This is a genomic window from Pantoea sp. T14, from assembly GCF_036663535.1.
GTDB lineage: Bacteria > Pseudomonadota > Gammaproteobacteria > Enterobacterales > Enterobacteriaceae > Pantoea > Pantoea phytostimulans.
In genome coordinates, this window is the sequence record NZ_JAWUEB010000010.1 from 15381 (window position 1) to 30095 (window position 14715).

The following is a 14715-nucleotide window of genomic DNA, read 5'->3' on the forward strand; positions in this document are numbered from 1 at the left end:
TTTTAAAGCTGCCAACGCGGTAGGCGAATCGTTAATTCCAACCCGCCCTCTGGGCGATTCAGCGCTTTGATTTCACCATGATGCGCCAGAACGACTTTGCGGACGATCGCCAGTCCTAAACCATATCCTTTGCCCATCAGCGGTGAATTTACCCGAACAAAGGGATCGAAGATGCTAGAGAGTTTCTCTTCATCAACGCCCGGCCCTTGATCGCAGACGCGAATCGCCAACCATTGGTTTTCGGCCTGCAAACGCACCTCAATATGTTGTCCCTTCATTGAAAAGCGCAGCGCGTTTCGTAACACATTCTCCACTCCGCGCCGAACTAACTCAGCATTGCCGCGCACGGTATAATCTGCATTTTCATCGACAAAAAAATCAACTTTCACGCCAGGAATCTGCGCTTCATAACGCACATCCGTCACCACGGCATGCAGCAGTCCGGTCAGATCAAAGTACTGCTCATCCGGCATGCTTTCATGCTCAGCGCGCGAGAGCGTAAGCAGCTCGCCGATCATTTTATCCAGCCGCCGCGCCTCTTCATCAATGCGATCCAGCGATGCGTTAACGCTTTCAGGCGTTTGTCGCGCCAGGCCGGTTGCCAACTGCAAGCGCGCCAGCGGTGAACGCAACTCATGAGAAATATCATGCAGCAACTCTTCGCGGGTACGCACCAGGGTATCAAGCCGCTCTACCATCGCGTCAAACGCCTGCGCTACGCTTGAAAGTTCGTCATGGCGCTTACGCATTATCGGATAGAGTCGCACGCTTAAATCGCCGTCTGCGACGCGGGAGAATCCTTCCCGCAGTTGACGCATTGGTCGTGTCAGGTTCCACGCCAACAGCAAACTGAACAGCAGCCCTACCGCGCCGGCAAAAATAAACATCGGTGTGGGGATATTCAGAATACTGTGCGGCATATCCATTCGGCTATCTTCGCGCATGCCTTTGACGTCGTAGCGCAGCTCGTACTGTTTACCGTCTGCGCCTTTTACCCAGCGCACAATCACATCAGGAATATGCCCTTCAAAGGGTGGGTTGAATCCTTCCGGCAACATTTCACCTTGTACCGGTTTGTCATGCTGAAGGATTTTAAAGAACTGGCGATCGTTGGGTTCCCAATCCGCCATCATGTCATTCAACGAGCTTGGACCACCGCGCTCAAGCACTGAAACTACCGAGGCCATCTGCAAATTCACAATACGACGAATAGCGATGACTTCTGGCGGTTCATGATGATTACCCGAAATGGAAAACCCAAGCCATATCAACTGACTAATAATAACGAACACCACCCAGAAGCCGATGAGGATCTTCCAGAACATGCGTCCGCGATAGCTGTATTTCATCGAATGCGATAACCAATGCTGCGAACGGTTTCAATATTGACGCTATCTGCGGTTAATGCGCTGAGCTTCTGACGGATATTGCTGATATGCACATCAACGCTGCGATCATAAGCTTCACGCGGACGCCCTAATCCCTTCTCTGATAACTCATCTTTTGACACCACACGATCGGGCGCACGCAACAGCAGATCGAGCAGATTAAATTCTGAGGCCGTGAGATCGAAGGCATTGCCCTGCCATTCGGTCATGCGCGTAGCCGGATTCAGCGTCAACTCGCCCCAGCGCAGCAGCTCCTTTTTATCCGGCAAGGGTGCCTGCTCTTCAAAGCGACGCAGCACGGCGCGCAGTCGCGCAACCAGCTCGCGCGGATAGCATGGCTTGGGTACATAATCGTCAGCGCCCATTTCCAGGCCAATAACGCGATCAATATTATCGCCCTTGGCGGTTAGCATGATCACTGGCATGCGGCTGTTCTGGCGAATTTGGCGTAACACATCAATGCCGCTCATGTCTGGCAGCATGATATCGAGAATAATGGCGGTATATTGCCCAGAAAGCGCGCCTTCAACACCCGCACTTCCGGTTAAAACCAGATGTGCATCAAAGCCTTCCGTAATCAGATATTGGCTCAACATGGTGCCCAGTTCTAAATCGTCATCAACAAGCAGAATTTTCATTTTTATCTCTCGTACAAAATTGCGGCTATTCTGTCCTGAACCAGCCTCGGACGCAGCTGGTTTTACGCGATCCTTACGGATTTAGCGCCAGAAGATTCTCAAGCTGACTATAGACAAAAAAGGCTTGTTGGCCCTAATTGAGCCAACAAGCCTTTTTAGAAAGCGGGAAATTAGCGATAAATGCCGGTTGAAAGGTAACGATCGCCACGATCGCAAATAATCGCGACCACGACGCTGCCAGGATGCGCAGCGGCAATGCGTAAAGCGCCGGCTACTGCGCCACCTGAGCTTACACCACAGAAAATGCCTTCTCTTCTTGCCAGCGCACGCATGGTTTCTTCGGCTTCCTGCTGCGACATGTCCATGACATCATCCACTAAATCGGGACGATAAATACCAGGCAGATACGCCAAAGGCCAACGGCGAATACCGGGAATACTGCTGCCCTCGCTTGGCTGAAGACCAATCACTTGCACACCGGTTTTATGTTCTTTGAGGTAACGTCCCACACCGGTAATAGTACCCGTGGTGCCCATGCTGGAAACAAAATGGGTCATGCGTTGGTGTGATTGTTGCCACAACTCCGGGCCGGTAGTTTGGTAATGACCCAGTGGATTATCAGGATTGTTGAACTGATCGAGCACCCTACCCTCGCCGCGTGCAGCCATTTCTTGCGCTAAATCACGCGCTCCCTCCATGCCCTGCTCGCGGCTAACTAATATTAACTCCGCACCGTAAGCACGCATCGCATCTTGCCGTTCCTGACTCATGTTTTCGGGCATCAGCAGACGCAGCGCATAACCTTTCATGGCGGCAATCATCGCTAAAGCGATACCGGTATTGCCGCTGGTGGCTTCTATCAAGCGATCGCCTGGTTTAATATCCCCACGCAATTCGGCCTGATTAATCATCGACCAGGCGGCGCGGTCTTTCACCGAGCCAGCGGGATTATTGCCTTCCAGTTTAAGCCAAACTTCGCTGCCGTTGGCGGGTGTGAGGCGCTGCAATTTAATCAACGGCGTGTTGCCGATGGTATTTTCGAGAGTTGTCACGGTGCATTTCCCGGAAAAAAAACCTTTTATATCCAAGTCACAAACGCGTTTTTTGCGCATGCTGATTCCAGCCAGTGGCTTCCGTCAGCTAACTCGCTTGCCGCCTTCCTGCGACTTGAATGGTTTAGGTTTTAAAGAAGAAAAGTAAAAAAGGGCGGGATTCGCTCCCGCCCTGTGTTGAAAAGAAAATATCAGGCGCTCTGAGCAAAGGCAACAGCGCGCAGCGGCGTTTTGTCTTGATAGAGACGCGCCTGTTGTAATCCGACAAACAGGCGTTCGCCACGGATTGGCGCCGTTTGGTCACCTTCAAACACCAGCGCGAAAGGCTCACTCTGCCAGCCGCTCGGCTGCACCACCAGCTGCCAGAAATGGCCGCGTGGGCTGACTTCTAAAATTTGTACCGGCAGCGGCGTTTCAAGGCTGCTCTGACGAGAAACGTCAATTTCCCATGGACGCAGGAACAGATCGACCTTGCCTTGATGCGCTGGCGTGTAGCCCAGCGGCCAATGATGCGCACCCACATGGAACTGCGAGCCGTGGATTTCGCCATCAAAGCGGTTCACTTCACCCAGGAATTCCAGCACAAAACGGGTCGATGGATCGCGCCATACGTCGTCTGGCGTACCCACCTGTTCGATGTTGCCTTGGCTCATCACCACGACACGATCGGCCACTTCCATCGCCTCTTCCTGATCGTGAGTCACGAACACGCTGGTAAATTTCAATTCTTCATGCAACTGACGCAGCCAGCGACGCAACTCTTTGCGCACCTGCGCATCCAGCGCGCCGAAGGGTTCGTCAAGCAGCAGGATTTGTGGTTCAACTGCCAGCGCACGCGCCAGCGCCACTCGCTGCTTCTGACCACCCGACAGCTGAGCCGGAAAACGGTTTGCCAGATGAGCCAGTTGCACCATCTCCAGCAAACGCGTCACACGCTGTTTAATCTCTGCCGCAGAAGGACGCTCGCGGCGCGGCAGCACCGTCAGGCCAAAGGCGATATTGTCGAACACCGTCATGTGGCGGAACAGCGCATAGTGTTGGAACACGAATCCCACTTGACGATCGCGCGCATGCAGCGTGCTCACATCTTTGTTATGGAACCGAATTTGTCCGCTGTTTTGATGTTCTAACCCGGCAATAATACGCAGCAGCGTCGTTTTGCCTGAACCGGACGGCCCCAGCAGCGCCATCATCTCGCCAGAAAGAATATCCAAAGAGATATCGTTCAGCACCGATGTGCGACCGAATGATTTATTGATCTGTTTAATCTCAATGCTCATGATTTTCCTCCTGTTGCGAGCGGTTGTGCTGATGCTCTAAGCGCCATTGCACAATGCTTTTCAGAAACAGCGTCACTATCGCCATCAGGGTCAACAGCGCAGCAGCCGTAAATGCGCCTACCGTGTTGTAATCCTGATGCAGTAATTCAACCTGAAGCGGCAAAGTATAGGTTTCGCCACGAATCGATCCCGAAACCACCGAGACCGCACCAAATTCTCCAATTGCGCGTGCGTTGGTCAGCACCACGCCGTACAGCATTGCCCAGCGAATATTGGGCAGCGTTACGCGGCGAAACATCTGCCAACCGGACGCGCCCAGTAACACCGCCGCCTCATCTTCGTGGCTGCCCTGGCTCAGCATCACCGGCACCAGTTCACGCACCACAAACGGACAGGTGACAAAGATTGTCGCCAGCACCATGCCAGGCCAGGAGAACATGACCTGGATATTATGCGCATCCAGCCAGCCGCCCGCCGGGCCGTTAACGCCCCAGAACAGCAAATACATCAGCCCCGCCACCACCGGCGAAACTGCAAACGGAATATCGAACATCGTCAGTAACAGCTGGCGACCCGGAAAGGTAAAACGCGTTACCAGCCAGGCCAGCAGCGTGCCGAAGACCAAATTAACCGGCACGGTAATCAGCGCTACCAGCACCGTTAACCAGATGGCATGCAGCATGTCGCCATCCATCAAGTTGCTGAAAGTCAGTCCCAATCCTTTATGGAGCGCTTCGTAGAAGATTGAAGCCATCGGCACCACTAACAGCAAAATGGAGATCAGCGCACCTGTGCCAATCAAAAACCATTTGCCCCAATTCACCGGCTGACGGTCGGCTCGATTGATTTGCGTAATCTCTGCCATTACTGACCTCCCAGACGGCGACCAAAGCGGCTCTGCAAGGTATTAATACCAAACAGCAGCAGCAGCGACGCAGCAAGAATCACCGAGGCGATAGCGCTGGCCGCAGGATAATCAAACTCCTGTAAACGCACAAAAATCATCAGCGAGGTCACTTCGGTTTTCCACGCGATGTTACCGGCGATGAAAATCACGGCGCCAAACTCGCCGAGGCTACGGGTAAACGACAGCGCGGTGCCGGCCAGCAATGCGGGTGCCACTTCGGGTAGCACGACGCGGCGAAAGCTCTGCCACGGTGTTGCGCCTAAAGTTTCTGCCGCTTCTTCATATTCCGGGCCTAACTCTTCCAGCACCGGTTGCACTGTACGAACAACGAACGGGATGCTGGTAAACGCCATGGCGATGGCAATACCAATCCAGGTGTAAGAAATTTTGATATCAAACTGAGCAAACCATTGACCGTACCAGCCGTTGACCGAGAAGAGACCAGCCAGGGTTAAACCCGCCACCGCTGTTGGCAGCGCAAAGGGTAAATCCATCAAGCCATCAAGAATGGTGCGTCCTGGAAAACGGTAGCGCGTTAAAATCCACGCCATCAACATGCCAAACACGGCGTTAAACAGTGATGCCACACCGGCTGCAATTAACGTGACTTTATACGCCGCGATCAGCTGCGGATTAGTAATCACATCCCAATATTGCTGCAGCGTCATGTGAGATAGTTGCATGATCACTGCACTGATCGGCAGCAGTAGAATTAAACAGGTGAACAGCAGGCTGGTGCCGAGGCTGAGTCCGAAGCCGGGCAGAACCCGTTTTTGGCTAGCTGCAAACATTATCCACGCCCCGCCGCTAACAGTTTGTCCAGTTCGCCACCGCTGACGAAGTGGGTTTTCATTACGTTATCCCAACTGCCGAACGCATCCTCAACCCGGAACAGATCGGTTTGCGGAAAGCGGTCTTTCTGTTCAGCCATCAGCTGTGGATTGCTCACGCGATAGTAATATTGCGTGATGATTTTTTGCGCTTCCGGCGTGTACAGGAAGTTCAGATAAGCTTTAGCGGCCTCTGCGGTGTTGTTGTGCTCGACATTTTTATCGACCCACGCCACCGGAAACTCCGCCAGAATATTGGTTTTTGGCACCACGACGTCGTAGTCATCTTTGCCATATTGATTGCGAATGTTGTTCACTTCAGATTCGAAACTGATCAATACATCACCCAAGCCTCGCTCAGCAAAGGTGGTTGTCGCCCCGCGTCCGCCGGTATCGAACACTTCTACATTCTTCAAAAACTGGGTCATAAATGCTTCAGTTTTGGCTTTATCACCGCCGTCCACTTTATTCGCTACGCCCCACGCGGCCAAATAGGTGTAACGCCCGTTGCCTGAAGTTTTAGGATTAGGAAAGATCAGCTTTACGTCTTTACGGGTTAAATCGGACCAATCATGGATTTGCTTTGGATTTCCCTTGCGGACCAGAAACGCCATGGTGGAATAAAACGGGGAACTGTTATTTGGCAGACGGGTTTTCCAGTCGGCTGGGATCAGATTGCCTTTGTCATGTAACACCTGCACGTCAGTGACCTGATTGTAAGTCACGACATCAGCGCGCAGACCTTGCAGAATAGCCAGCGCCTGTTTGGATGAGCCCGCATGTGACATCTTGATCGACAACTTATCGTTGGGGTGAGTAGCATCCCACTGTGTGGCAAACGGCGCATTCAGGGCAACAAACAGCTCACGTGAAACATCGTAAGAGCTGTTAAGCAATTCAGTTGCGTTAGCTGCGCCTGCCAGGCTCAGTGACAACGCGATACCGCTAACGATTTTTTTCATCGCTTTAAGAGTCATTTGGCACCCTGAAAAAGTTTGATGCGGATCTCGCCCGCTGAGGCACCAGTTTATTTATAACTCAGTGAAAACCTGTAACGGTTTTATATATCGTTTGATGATTTCAAAGTCGAAAAAAGCATAAGACACTGGCAAAGTTTATGTGGGATTCAGTAATGCCTGGCGGGGAATGAGGCTTTGCGCTTTTAATGCGGCGATATTGCAGACAGCGGCGATGTTAGTTCAGTGATTCAGTCCTTTCTGCACTGAATCACTGTTGAACAGTTTTAGTTGATTAAAGCATCAGCGCTGCCAAATTATTTTGCTCAGCTTCCACTTTTTCAGCGTGTCGTCTGACGGCATCAAGCCTTCTGGACCGTGCCCTTCACCGCTATAAACATAGCGTAAATGCTGGCCGGCCGGTGCGCGACACTCAACATCCCGGCTATCCAGACCGGAAGCCAACGCACAGTTGTTGAAGGCTTTGCTGTATTTATCGCTGAAAGCATCACCGATTTTGCTGCCATCGCTGCTAACGATATTGGCGTCCATGACTTCAACGCGCTCAACACGACTCTGGCCGTAAATCACCAGCTTAACCTGGCCTTCATCCAGCGCCTGCCAAAAGGAAACAACCTCACCATTCTGACCGCGCATGCCCTGACGCAAGTCGTAATTGCCGTTCAGCCCCTCTTTAATGGCGCTTTCGGTCATGGGTGTCGCGGCATTAAGGCCGCCGACGCCTTGTTCGGTAGCGGTTAGCGATGCGCCAAACCAGTTCCACGGCAACGCCGATGACCAATGATAACTCAGCGGATTCCACCAACTTACCTGCTGGCTGCTGTTAGCGCCGGAGCCGGAACTGGCGCAGCCGCTCAGCATAACGGCGACAATCAGTAGCGTGGAACGAACAGCTTTCATGCAAACTCCTGTTAATGAAATACTCAGTAAATGAAATGCTCAGTGGCGGAACTGATTGGAGTCGTAAAGCGGCAAAAAGTTTATTCGAGATGATGTTCAGGTGAAAAGCAGTCGCGCAGCCGGGTATTGAACTGGAGCCAGAGCAGCGCCAGCAGATCAAACAGCGTTAACAGCAGCGGCAGCGGAGAACTCAGTAGATCGCCCTGTGTGAACTGAACACCTTGCCACAGCAAATTAATCCACAGTGATAACAGCAGCACGTTGCGCCAGTATTGCCACAGGCGCGGCCAGCGGGTGCGATAACCGGTCAGTAGCATACCGAGCAGCGCCGGTGTGCCTAACGCCAACCCGATCCAAAAAGCCTGTCGATCGGGATAAAATAGCGCCAGGAGATCGTTACCTTGTTGTCGTGAAGCGCCCGCCATCACCAGCAGCAGCCAGGTTCGCGCCAGCAACAGCATTATCGGCCAAAAAAGAAACGGCAGCCGAAGCTGCCCTTTGCCGTCATATTCATCCGGCAGATATTTCAGCACATTAATACTCACGATCTTCTATCAATCGTTTGCCCAGCAGCATCGCGTCAACCGGTTCGTAATCCAGCTTCTCGTAAAACGCTACCACCTGATCATTCTCTTCGCGCACCATCAGATGGATTTTCGGACAGCCGCGCGCAATCAGTTTTTTTTCCAGGCGATTCATCAGCGCATTGGCAAAGCCACGTCCCTGATAATCGGGATGCACGGCCAGGTAATAAGCAGCACCACGATGGCCATCGTAACCGCCCATCAGCGTGCCAACCACTTCCCCACCCACTTCGGCCACAAGGAAAAGTTCGGGGTCGTGATTCATCTTACGTTCGATATCCATTTCAGGATCGTTCCATGGACGTAACAAATCGCAACGTTCCCAGAGCGTAATCACTTCTTCAAAATCTTCCTGGCGGAAGGCGCGGATTTCCATCGTCTTTACCTGCAATTAAGCACAATTTGCTGATTATCACGCATTCTTTGCGCTGCGCAACCCTGGAAAAGCCGAGCGCGGAGAAAAACAACGGTTTTTTCTGTTCGCGAGCTGAAATACAAAGTAAAGCCCTGAAATAGTTCCGTGCTCGCGAGTGGCATAACGTTACGATATAACACTGGGCACTATTTTCGCTGTTCTCGCTACGCTAATGGATTTGCACATGAAATTGCTCAAGCATTTGACCAACCGCCGCCAACTGTTGCTTTCCGGCATCGCGTTGGCCATTTTGTCGCCGCGCGGCGTAATGGCGAAAGAACAAGAGACGACGCTGCGCACCTCATCGCGTCACTCGCAGCCGACTCCATCCGCTAAAAACGGCAAGCGTATCGTGATGATCGATCCGGGCCACGGCGGCATCGATTCCGGGGCGGTCGGCGGTGAAGGATCTGAAGAAAAACATATCGTGCTCGAAATTGCTAACAATGTACGCCGCCAGTTGCAGGATCATCCGCGCATCGAAGTACGTCTGACGCGCGACAGCGATCACTTTATTCCGCTTTATCAGCGCGTGGAAATTGCCCATCAACACGGTGCCAATCTGTTTATGTCGATTCATGCCGATGGCTTTACCAGCCCAGACGCCAACGGCGCGTCGGTTTTCGCGCTCTCGAATCGCGGGGCCAGCAGCACCATGGCGCGCTATCTGTCAAAAAGAGAAAACGACGCTGATAAAATTGGCGGCGCGCAAGTGCAGCAGCAGGATCACTATTTGCAGCAAATTCTGTTCGATTTGGTGCAAACCGACACCATAAAAAATAGCCTGACGCTGGGTAAACACGTGCTCGATCAGATTCGCCCTGTGCATCATCTGCACAGTCAGCATACTGAGCAGGCGGCTTTTGCGGTGCTGAAATCGCCTTCTATTCCCTCGGTGCTGGTCGAAACATCTTTTATTACTAATCCACGCGAAGAGCAGTTACTCGGCACCAGCGCGTTTCGGCAAAAAATTGCCAGTGCCATCGCCAATGGCATCGTCAACTACTTTGATGAGTACGATCGTCGCCCGGCTTAGGTATAATCACGCCAAATTTTTTAACAGTAAGCGATATGCATGTCTGATATTTCCCGCGTAAAAGCCTTTCTGCTGCAGCTGCAGGAAGATATTTGTCACCGTCTCGCCGCTGAAGATGGCAGTGCCAAATTTGTCGAAGATAGCTGGCAACGCCCAGGCGGCGGCGGCGGACGTAGCCGTGTGCTGCGTAATGGCGCGGTATTTGAGCAGGCGGGCGTCAACTTTTCCCATGTACATGGCGACCAAATGCCCTCTTCGGCAACCGCACACCGCCCTGAACTGGCGGGACGCAGTTTTGAAGCGATGGGCGTTTCGTTAGTGGTCCACCCTAACAATCCCTATGTTCCTACCAGCCACGCCAATGTGCGCTTTTTTATTGCCGAAAAACCGGGTGCCGAACCGGTGTGGTGGTTTGGCGGCGGCTTTGATCTCACGCCCTTTTACGGTTTCGAAGAGGATGCGCTGCACTGGCACCAAACTGCCTTTAATCTGTGCCAGCCGTTTGGTGAAGAGGTCTATCCACGCTACAAAAAATGGTGCGATGACTATTTTTACATCAAGCACCGTGACGAGCAGCGCGGCATTGGCGGGCTGTTTTTTGATGACCTGAATGCGCCTGATTTTGAACACTGTTTCAACTTCATGCAGGCGGTTGGCAACGGTTTTCTTGACGCCTATCAACCGATTGTGGCACGTCGTAAAGATCATCCGTGGGGCGATCACGAGCGCCAGTTCCAACTGTACCGCCGCGGACGTTATGTCGAGTTCAATCTGGTGTGGGATCGCGGCACGCTGTTTGGTTTGCAGACTGGCGGTCGCACCGAATCGATCCTGATGTCGATGCCACCGCTGGTACGGTGGGAATATGATTACCAACCTGAAGCGAACTCGCCAGAAGCGGCGCTGTACCGTGATTTCTTACCCGTTCGCGACTGGCTTTCGCTTAATCCGCGAAAGTAACGGCATCGCAGCTTGCCATTGCGCGATTCACTTGCGCTCAGCCTGCCAAAATAATGGGCGCTGTATCAAGGCGGCAAAAAGCAATCATTCCGATGCGCTTACTGATGTCAGTGATTCGGATGATTGCTTGCAGCCAATGCAGAGACAGCGCCAAGTATGAAGGCAGGTTATAAAGGTTGGGTCTGTGCTTCTACCACCGCCAACGCCACCATATTGACAATCCGCCGCACCGAGGCGATGCGCGTCAATATATGCACCGGCTTGGTAATGCCCATCAACACCGGCCCGACCGTGACACCTTCCGAACAGGATACGCGCAGTAGGTTGTAACTAATACGCGCCGCTTCGACGTTCGGCATGATCAACAGATTCGCCGTCCCTTTCAGCGGGCTATCCGGCATTACGTCGCGGCGGATGCTTTCAATTAACGCCGCATCGCCGTGCATTTCACCGTCAATTTCTAGCTCTGGCGCGCGCTGTTTAATCAGCGCCAGCGCGTCACGCATTTTACGTGCGCCTGGCGCATTGGAGGTCCCATAGCTGGAATGCGACAGCAGTGCAATCCGCGGTTCAATACCAAATCGCCGCACGGTTTCAGCGGCCATCAAGGTGATATCTGCGAGCTGGTCTGGCGTTGGATCTTCATTGACGTAGGTATCAGCGATAAACGTATTGCCGCTGGGCAGCAGCAATGCGTTCATGGCACTCGCCACCTTCACGTCATCACGAAAACCAAATACATTTTCAATCACCTCATAATGCTTACGATAATCGCCGATAGTGCCGCAGATTAACGCGTCGGCTTCACCACGATGCACCATGATGGCCCCAATCAGTGTGGGATTGCCGATTACCGCGCGCTGCGCCTCTTCCGGTGAAACCCCACGCCGCTTCATGATCTGGTAATACTCATTCCAGTATTCTTTGAAGCGCGGATCGGATTCATTATTCACCACCTCAAAATCTTTACCCGCCTCAATTTTCAGGCCCTGCTTTTGTAGGCGCATCGCAATGACGTTAGGACGCCCAATGAGAATCGGCTTTGCCATGCCAAGCGACACCAGCTCTTGCGTTGCATGCAGCACACGAATTTCCTCTCCTTCGGCTAACACCACGCGTTTTGGCGCTTTGCGTGCCTGGGAAAAAATCGGCTTCATGAACAGGTTGGTTTTATAAACAAACTCAGTAAGCTGTTCGCGATAGGCATCAAAGTCTTGAATGGGCCGTGTCGCAACCCCAGACTCCATCGCCGCTTTAGCCACGGCGGGCGCGATTTTCACGATTAAGCGCGGATCAAACGGTTTGGGGATCAAATATTCCGGGCCAAAGCTCAAATCCTGATCGTCATACGCCGACGCGACGACATCGCTCTGCTCAGCCTGCGCCAGCGCCGCAATGGCATGCACCGCCGCCAGCTTCATCTCTTCGTTGATGGCCGTGGCTCCGACATCAAGCGCCCCACGAAAGATAAAGGGAAAGCACAGCACATTGTTGACTTGATTAGGGAAGTCAGAGCGACCGGTACAGATAATCGCGTCAGGCCGCACCGCTTTTGCCAGCGGTGGCATGATTTCGGGTTCCGGGTTTGCCAGCGCCAATATCAGCGGATCTTTGGCCATTTTTTCCACCATCTCTGGCGTCAGTGCTTTTGGTCCTGAACAGCCAAGGAAGATGTCTGCATGAGTAATCACCTCTTCCAGCTTACGCTTGCCGTTGTCCTTGATGGCGTACTCCGCTTTGGTCTGCGCCATGTTCTCTTCGCGACCTTGATAAATCACCCCTTTTGAATCGCAGACCACAATGTTGTGCTTCTGCAATCCCAGCGCCACCAGCAAATTCAGGCAGGCGATAGCAGAAGCGCCCGCACCGGAGACCACCAGTCGTACATCAGAAATGGCTTTATTGACGATGGTTAAGCCATTGATCACCGCGGCGGTACAGATAATTGCAGTGCCGTGTTGATCGTCGTGGAACACCGGAATCTTCATCCGTTTACGCAGCTGCTGTTCAATATAAAAACATTCGGGCGCTTTGATATCTTCAAGGTTAATGCCGCCAAATGTCGGCTCCAGTGCGGCAATCACTTCAATCAGCTTGTCAGGATCCAGCTCGTCAATTTCGAGGTCGAACACGTCGATGCCCGCGAATTTCTTGAACAAGACGCCTTTACCTTCCATCACTGGTTTACCCGCCAGCGCGCCGATGTTACCCAAACCCAGCACTGCGGTGCCATTTGAGATCACCGCCACCAGATTGCCACGTGCGGTGTATTTGTGCGCCGCCAGCGGATCTTTAGCGATTTCCAAACAGGGTGCTGCCACGCCTGGCGAGTAGGCCAGCGCCAGATCGCGCTGCGTCGCTAACGGTTTAGTGGGTGAAACCTGAATCTTGCCGGGGGTAGGAAATTGATGAAAATCGAGCGCGCTTTGCTTCAGTTGATCATCCATTTGGCATCCTTAGTCGCCAGGGAAAGTCGCACCAGTATAGGAATCATTACGCAGCAAGACGGTGAAGGCGCTCAAAGAAGCTCATTGTTAAACGGCACAGATTGTCACAGCTCCCCCAGCGTCATTTGCTTCGGCTGCTATGCTTATAGGTGGAATAAGGCGCACCCCACGGTTTAACACCGCATGACGGCAATTTCGCTCCATTCCCCTGGCAACAATCAGAGAAACCGCATTTTCATACGAAAGTGTCTGTTGCAAGGTTATGAGCCTGTGTTACCGGAAACAGAACGGCTGCGAGGCCAAAGGTGTCCCCTTTTCGCTTTAATGATTTCTTTTCAAGGAGTTTAGAGATGAACCAGCTAGAAGCCCTAAAACAGTTCACCACCGTCGTGGCGGACAGTGGCGATATCGAGTCGATTCGCAACTACCATCCTGAAGACGCTACGACCAATCCTTCCCTCATCCTTAAAGCTTCCGGTCTCGACGCCTATAAACATTTGATTGATGACGCTATCGACTACGCCAAAAAGCAAGGCGGCAGCAAAGAGACGCAGATCATCAATGCCAGCGACAAAGTGGCCATTAACCTGGGTATGGAAATCCTGAAAAGCATACCAGGCCGTGTTTCGACCGAAGTGGATGCGCGCCTCTCCTTCGATCGTGGCATGTGTGTCACCAAAGCAGAAAAACTGGTTCGCCTGTACGAAGAGTATGGCATTGATCGCTCTCGTATCTTGATCAAGCTGGCGTCAACCTGGGAAGGTATTCGTGCCGCAGAAGAGCTGGAGAAAAACGGCATCAAATGTAACCTGACGCTGCTGTTCTCTTTTGCTCAAGCGCGTGCCTGTGCCGAAGCTGGCGTGTTCCTGATTTCACCGTTCGTGGGACGTATTTATGACTGGTACAACAGCCGTAAACCGCTGGACCCGTATGTAGCCGATGAAGATCCCGGCGTGAAATCTGTGCGTCGTATCTACGACTACTACAAAAAGCATCGCTATAGCACCATCATCATGGGCGCGAGCTTCCGTAAAGTAGAACAGATCATCGCACTGGCAGGTTGTGACCGCCTGACCCTTTCACCCAACCTGTTGGAAGAGCTGCAAAACAGCGATGCGCCGTTAGAACGTAAACTTGAACCTTCTACTGAAGGCTTCCACCAGCCGGCGTCGCTCTCTGAAGCGGAATTCCGTTGGGAACATAATCAGGATCCTATGGCAGTAGAAAAACTGTCTGAAGGCATCCGCCAGTTTGCTGTCGATCAGCAGAAACTTGAAGATGTGTTGGCTGCTCGTCTGTAG

The 14715-nt window shown here is 52.5% G+C and carries 14 protein-coding genes; 3 read left to right on the top strand and 11 right to left on the bottom strand.

What is annotated here, in order from left to right:
* Positions 1–2: 2 nt before the first annotated feature.
* From SC127_RS02795 to SC127_RS02840, 10 genes are all read right to left on the bottom strand, one after another.
* Positions 3–1349, bottom strand: a complete 1347-nt coding sequence (locus SC127_RS02795; RefSeq protein WP_215845962.1) for an ATP-binding protein — start codon at positions 1347–1349, stop codon at positions 3–5.
* Positions 1346–2026, bottom strand: a complete 681-nt coding sequence (locus SC127_RS02800) for a response regulator transcription factor (RefSeq protein ID WP_215845960.1) — start codon at positions 2024–2026, stop codon at positions 1346–1348. Before SC127_RS02800 ends, SC127_RS02795 begins: the two co-directional genes overlap by 4 nt.
* Positions 2027–2196: 170 nt before the next feature.
* On the bottom strand, positions 2197–3078 hold the full coding sequence (gene cysM, locus SC127_RS02805) for a cysteine synthase CysM (protein ID WP_243077451.1): 882 nt from the start codon (positions 3076–3078) through the stop codon (positions 2197–2199).
* A 191-nt stretch (positions 3079–3269) separates the two neighbouring features.
* Positions 3270–4358, bottom strand: a complete 1089-nt coding sequence (gene cysA / locus SC127_RS02810) for a sulfate/thiosulfate ABC transporter ATP-binding protein CysA (RefSeq protein ID WP_215845957.1) — start codon at positions 4356–4358, stop codon at positions 3270–3272.
* Positions 4348–5223, bottom strand: coding sequence for a sulfate/thiosulfate ABC transporter permease CysW (gene cysW / locus SC127_RS02815; protein ID WP_215845955.1), 876 nt, complete (start codon positions 5221–5223; stop codon positions 4348–4350). Before cysW ends, cysA begins: the two co-directional genes overlap by 11 nt.
* Positions 5223–6056 (bottom strand): sulfate/thiosulfate ABC transporter permease CysT, encoded by an 834-nt coding sequence (gene cysT, locus SC127_RS02820; RefSeq protein WP_215845953.1) that lies wholly within the window; start codon positions 6054–6056, stop codon positions 5223–5225. The genes cysW and cysT overlap by 1 nt, the downstream gene beginning before the upstream one ends.
* On the bottom strand, positions 6056–7072 hold the full coding sequence (locus SC127_RS02825) for a sulfate ABC transporter substrate-binding protein (protein WP_332625132.1): 1017 nt from the start codon (positions 7070–7072) through the stop codon (positions 6056–6058). The genes cysT and SC127_RS02825 overlap by 1 nt, the downstream gene beginning before the upstream one ends.
* Before the next feature lie 282 nt (positions 7073–7354).
* A complete protein-coding gene (locus tag SC127_RS02830; protein ID WP_243077449.1) occupies positions 7355–7972 on the bottom strand; it encodes an RpoE-regulated lipoprotein in 618 nt (205 codons plus the stop codon).
* A gap of 80 nt (positions 7973–8052) precedes the next feature.
* On the bottom strand, positions 8053–8511 hold the full coding sequence (locus tag SC127_RS02835) for a DUF2919 family protein (RefSeq protein WP_442955738.1): 459 nt from the start codon (positions 8509–8511) through the stop codon (positions 8053–8055).
* Positions 8507–8932: a GNAT family acetyltransferase gene (locus SC127_RS02840; protein ID WP_243077447.1), complete on the bottom strand. Its 426-nt coding sequence runs from the start codon at positions 8930–8932 to the stop codon at positions 8507–8509. The genes SC127_RS02835 and SC127_RS02840 overlap by 5 nt, the downstream gene beginning before the upstream one ends.
* 223 nt (positions 8933–9155) lie before the next feature.
* Between SC127_RS02840 and amiA the strand changes: the two genes are divergently transcribed.
* Both amiA and hemF read left to right on the top strand, forming a co-directional pair.
* Positions 9156–10007, top strand: a complete 852-nt coding sequence (amiA, locus tag SC127_RS02845) for an N-acetylmuramoyl-L-alanine amidase AmiA (protein ID WP_332625134.1) — start codon at positions 9156–9158, stop codon at positions 10005–10007.
* A gap of 39 nt (positions 10008–10046) precedes the next feature.
* On the top strand, positions 10047–10967 hold the full coding sequence (gene hemF / locus SC127_RS02850; protein WP_243077446.1) for an oxygen-dependent coproporphyrinogen oxidase: 921 nt from the start codon (positions 10047–10049) through the stop codon (positions 10965–10967).
* Between the two features lie 167 nt (positions 10968–11134).
* Here the strand turns inward: hemF and maeB are convergent, their stop codons facing one another.
* Positions 11135–13414, bottom strand: a complete 2280-nt coding sequence (gene maeB / locus SC127_RS02855) for an NADP-dependent oxaloacetate-decarboxylating malate dehydrogenase (RefSeq protein ID WP_215845945.1) — start codon at positions 13412–13414, stop codon at positions 11135–11137.
* Positions 13415–13764: 350 nt separating this feature from the next.
* Here maeB and tal point away from each other — a divergent pair, with 350 nt between their 5' ends.
* Positions 13765–14715: a transaldolase gene (tal, locus tag SC127_RS02860; RefSeq protein WP_215845944.1), complete on the top strand. Its 951-nt coding sequence runs from the start codon at positions 13765–13767 to the stop codon at positions 14713–14715.

What these genes read in the sequence shown, in the direction of transcription:
- SC127_RS02795 (WP_215845962.1), bottom strand. Translation starts at nt 1,349, where the DNA reads ATGAAATACAGCTATCGCGGACGCATGTTCTGGAAGATCCTCATCGGC.
- SC127_RS02800 (WP_215845960.1), bottom strand. Translation starts at nt 2,026, where the DNA reads ATGAAAATTCTGCTTGTTGATGACGATTTAGAACTGGGCACCATGTTG.
- cysA (WP_215845957.1), bottom strand. Translation starts at nt 4,358, where the DNA reads ATGAGCATTGAGATTAAACAGATCAATAAATCATTCGGTCGCACATCG.
- cysW (WP_215845955.1), bottom strand. Translation starts at nt 5,223, where the DNA reads ATGGCAGAGATTACGCAAATCAATCGAGCCGACCGTCAGCCGGTGAAT.
- cysT (WP_215845953.1), bottom strand. Translation starts at nt 6,056, where the DNA reads ATGTTTGCAGCTAGCCAAAAACGGGTTCTGCCCGGCTTCGGACTCAGC.
- SC127_RS02825 (WP_332625132.1), bottom strand. Translation starts at nt 7,072, where the DNA reads ATGACTCTTAAAGCGATGAAAAAAATCGTTAGCGGTATCGCGTTGTCA.
- SC127_RS02830 (WP_243077449.1), bottom strand. Translation starts at nt 7,972, where the DNA reads ATGAAAGCTGTTCGTTCCACGCTACTGATTGTCGCCGTTATGCTGAGC.
- SC127_RS02840 (WP_243077447.1), bottom strand. Translation starts at nt 8,932, where the DNA reads ATGGAAATCCGCGCCTTCCGCCAGGAAGATTTTGAAGAAGTGATTACG.
- amiA (WP_332625134.1), top strand. Translation starts at nt 9,156, where the DNA reads ATGAAATTGCTCAAGCATTTGACCAACCGCCGCCAACTGTTGCTTTCC.
- hemF (WP_243077446.1), top strand. Translation starts at nt 10,047, where the DNA reads ATGTCTGATATTTCCCGCGTAAAAGCCTTTCTGCTGCAGCTGCAGGAA.
- maeB (WP_215845945.1), bottom strand. Translation starts at nt 13,414, where the DNA reads ATGGATGATCAACTGAAGCAAAGCGCGCTCGATTTTCATCAATTTCCT.
- tal (WP_215845944.1), top strand. Translation starts at nt 13,765, where the DNA reads ATGAACCAGCTAGAAGCCCTAAAACAGTTCACCACCGTCGTGGCGGAC.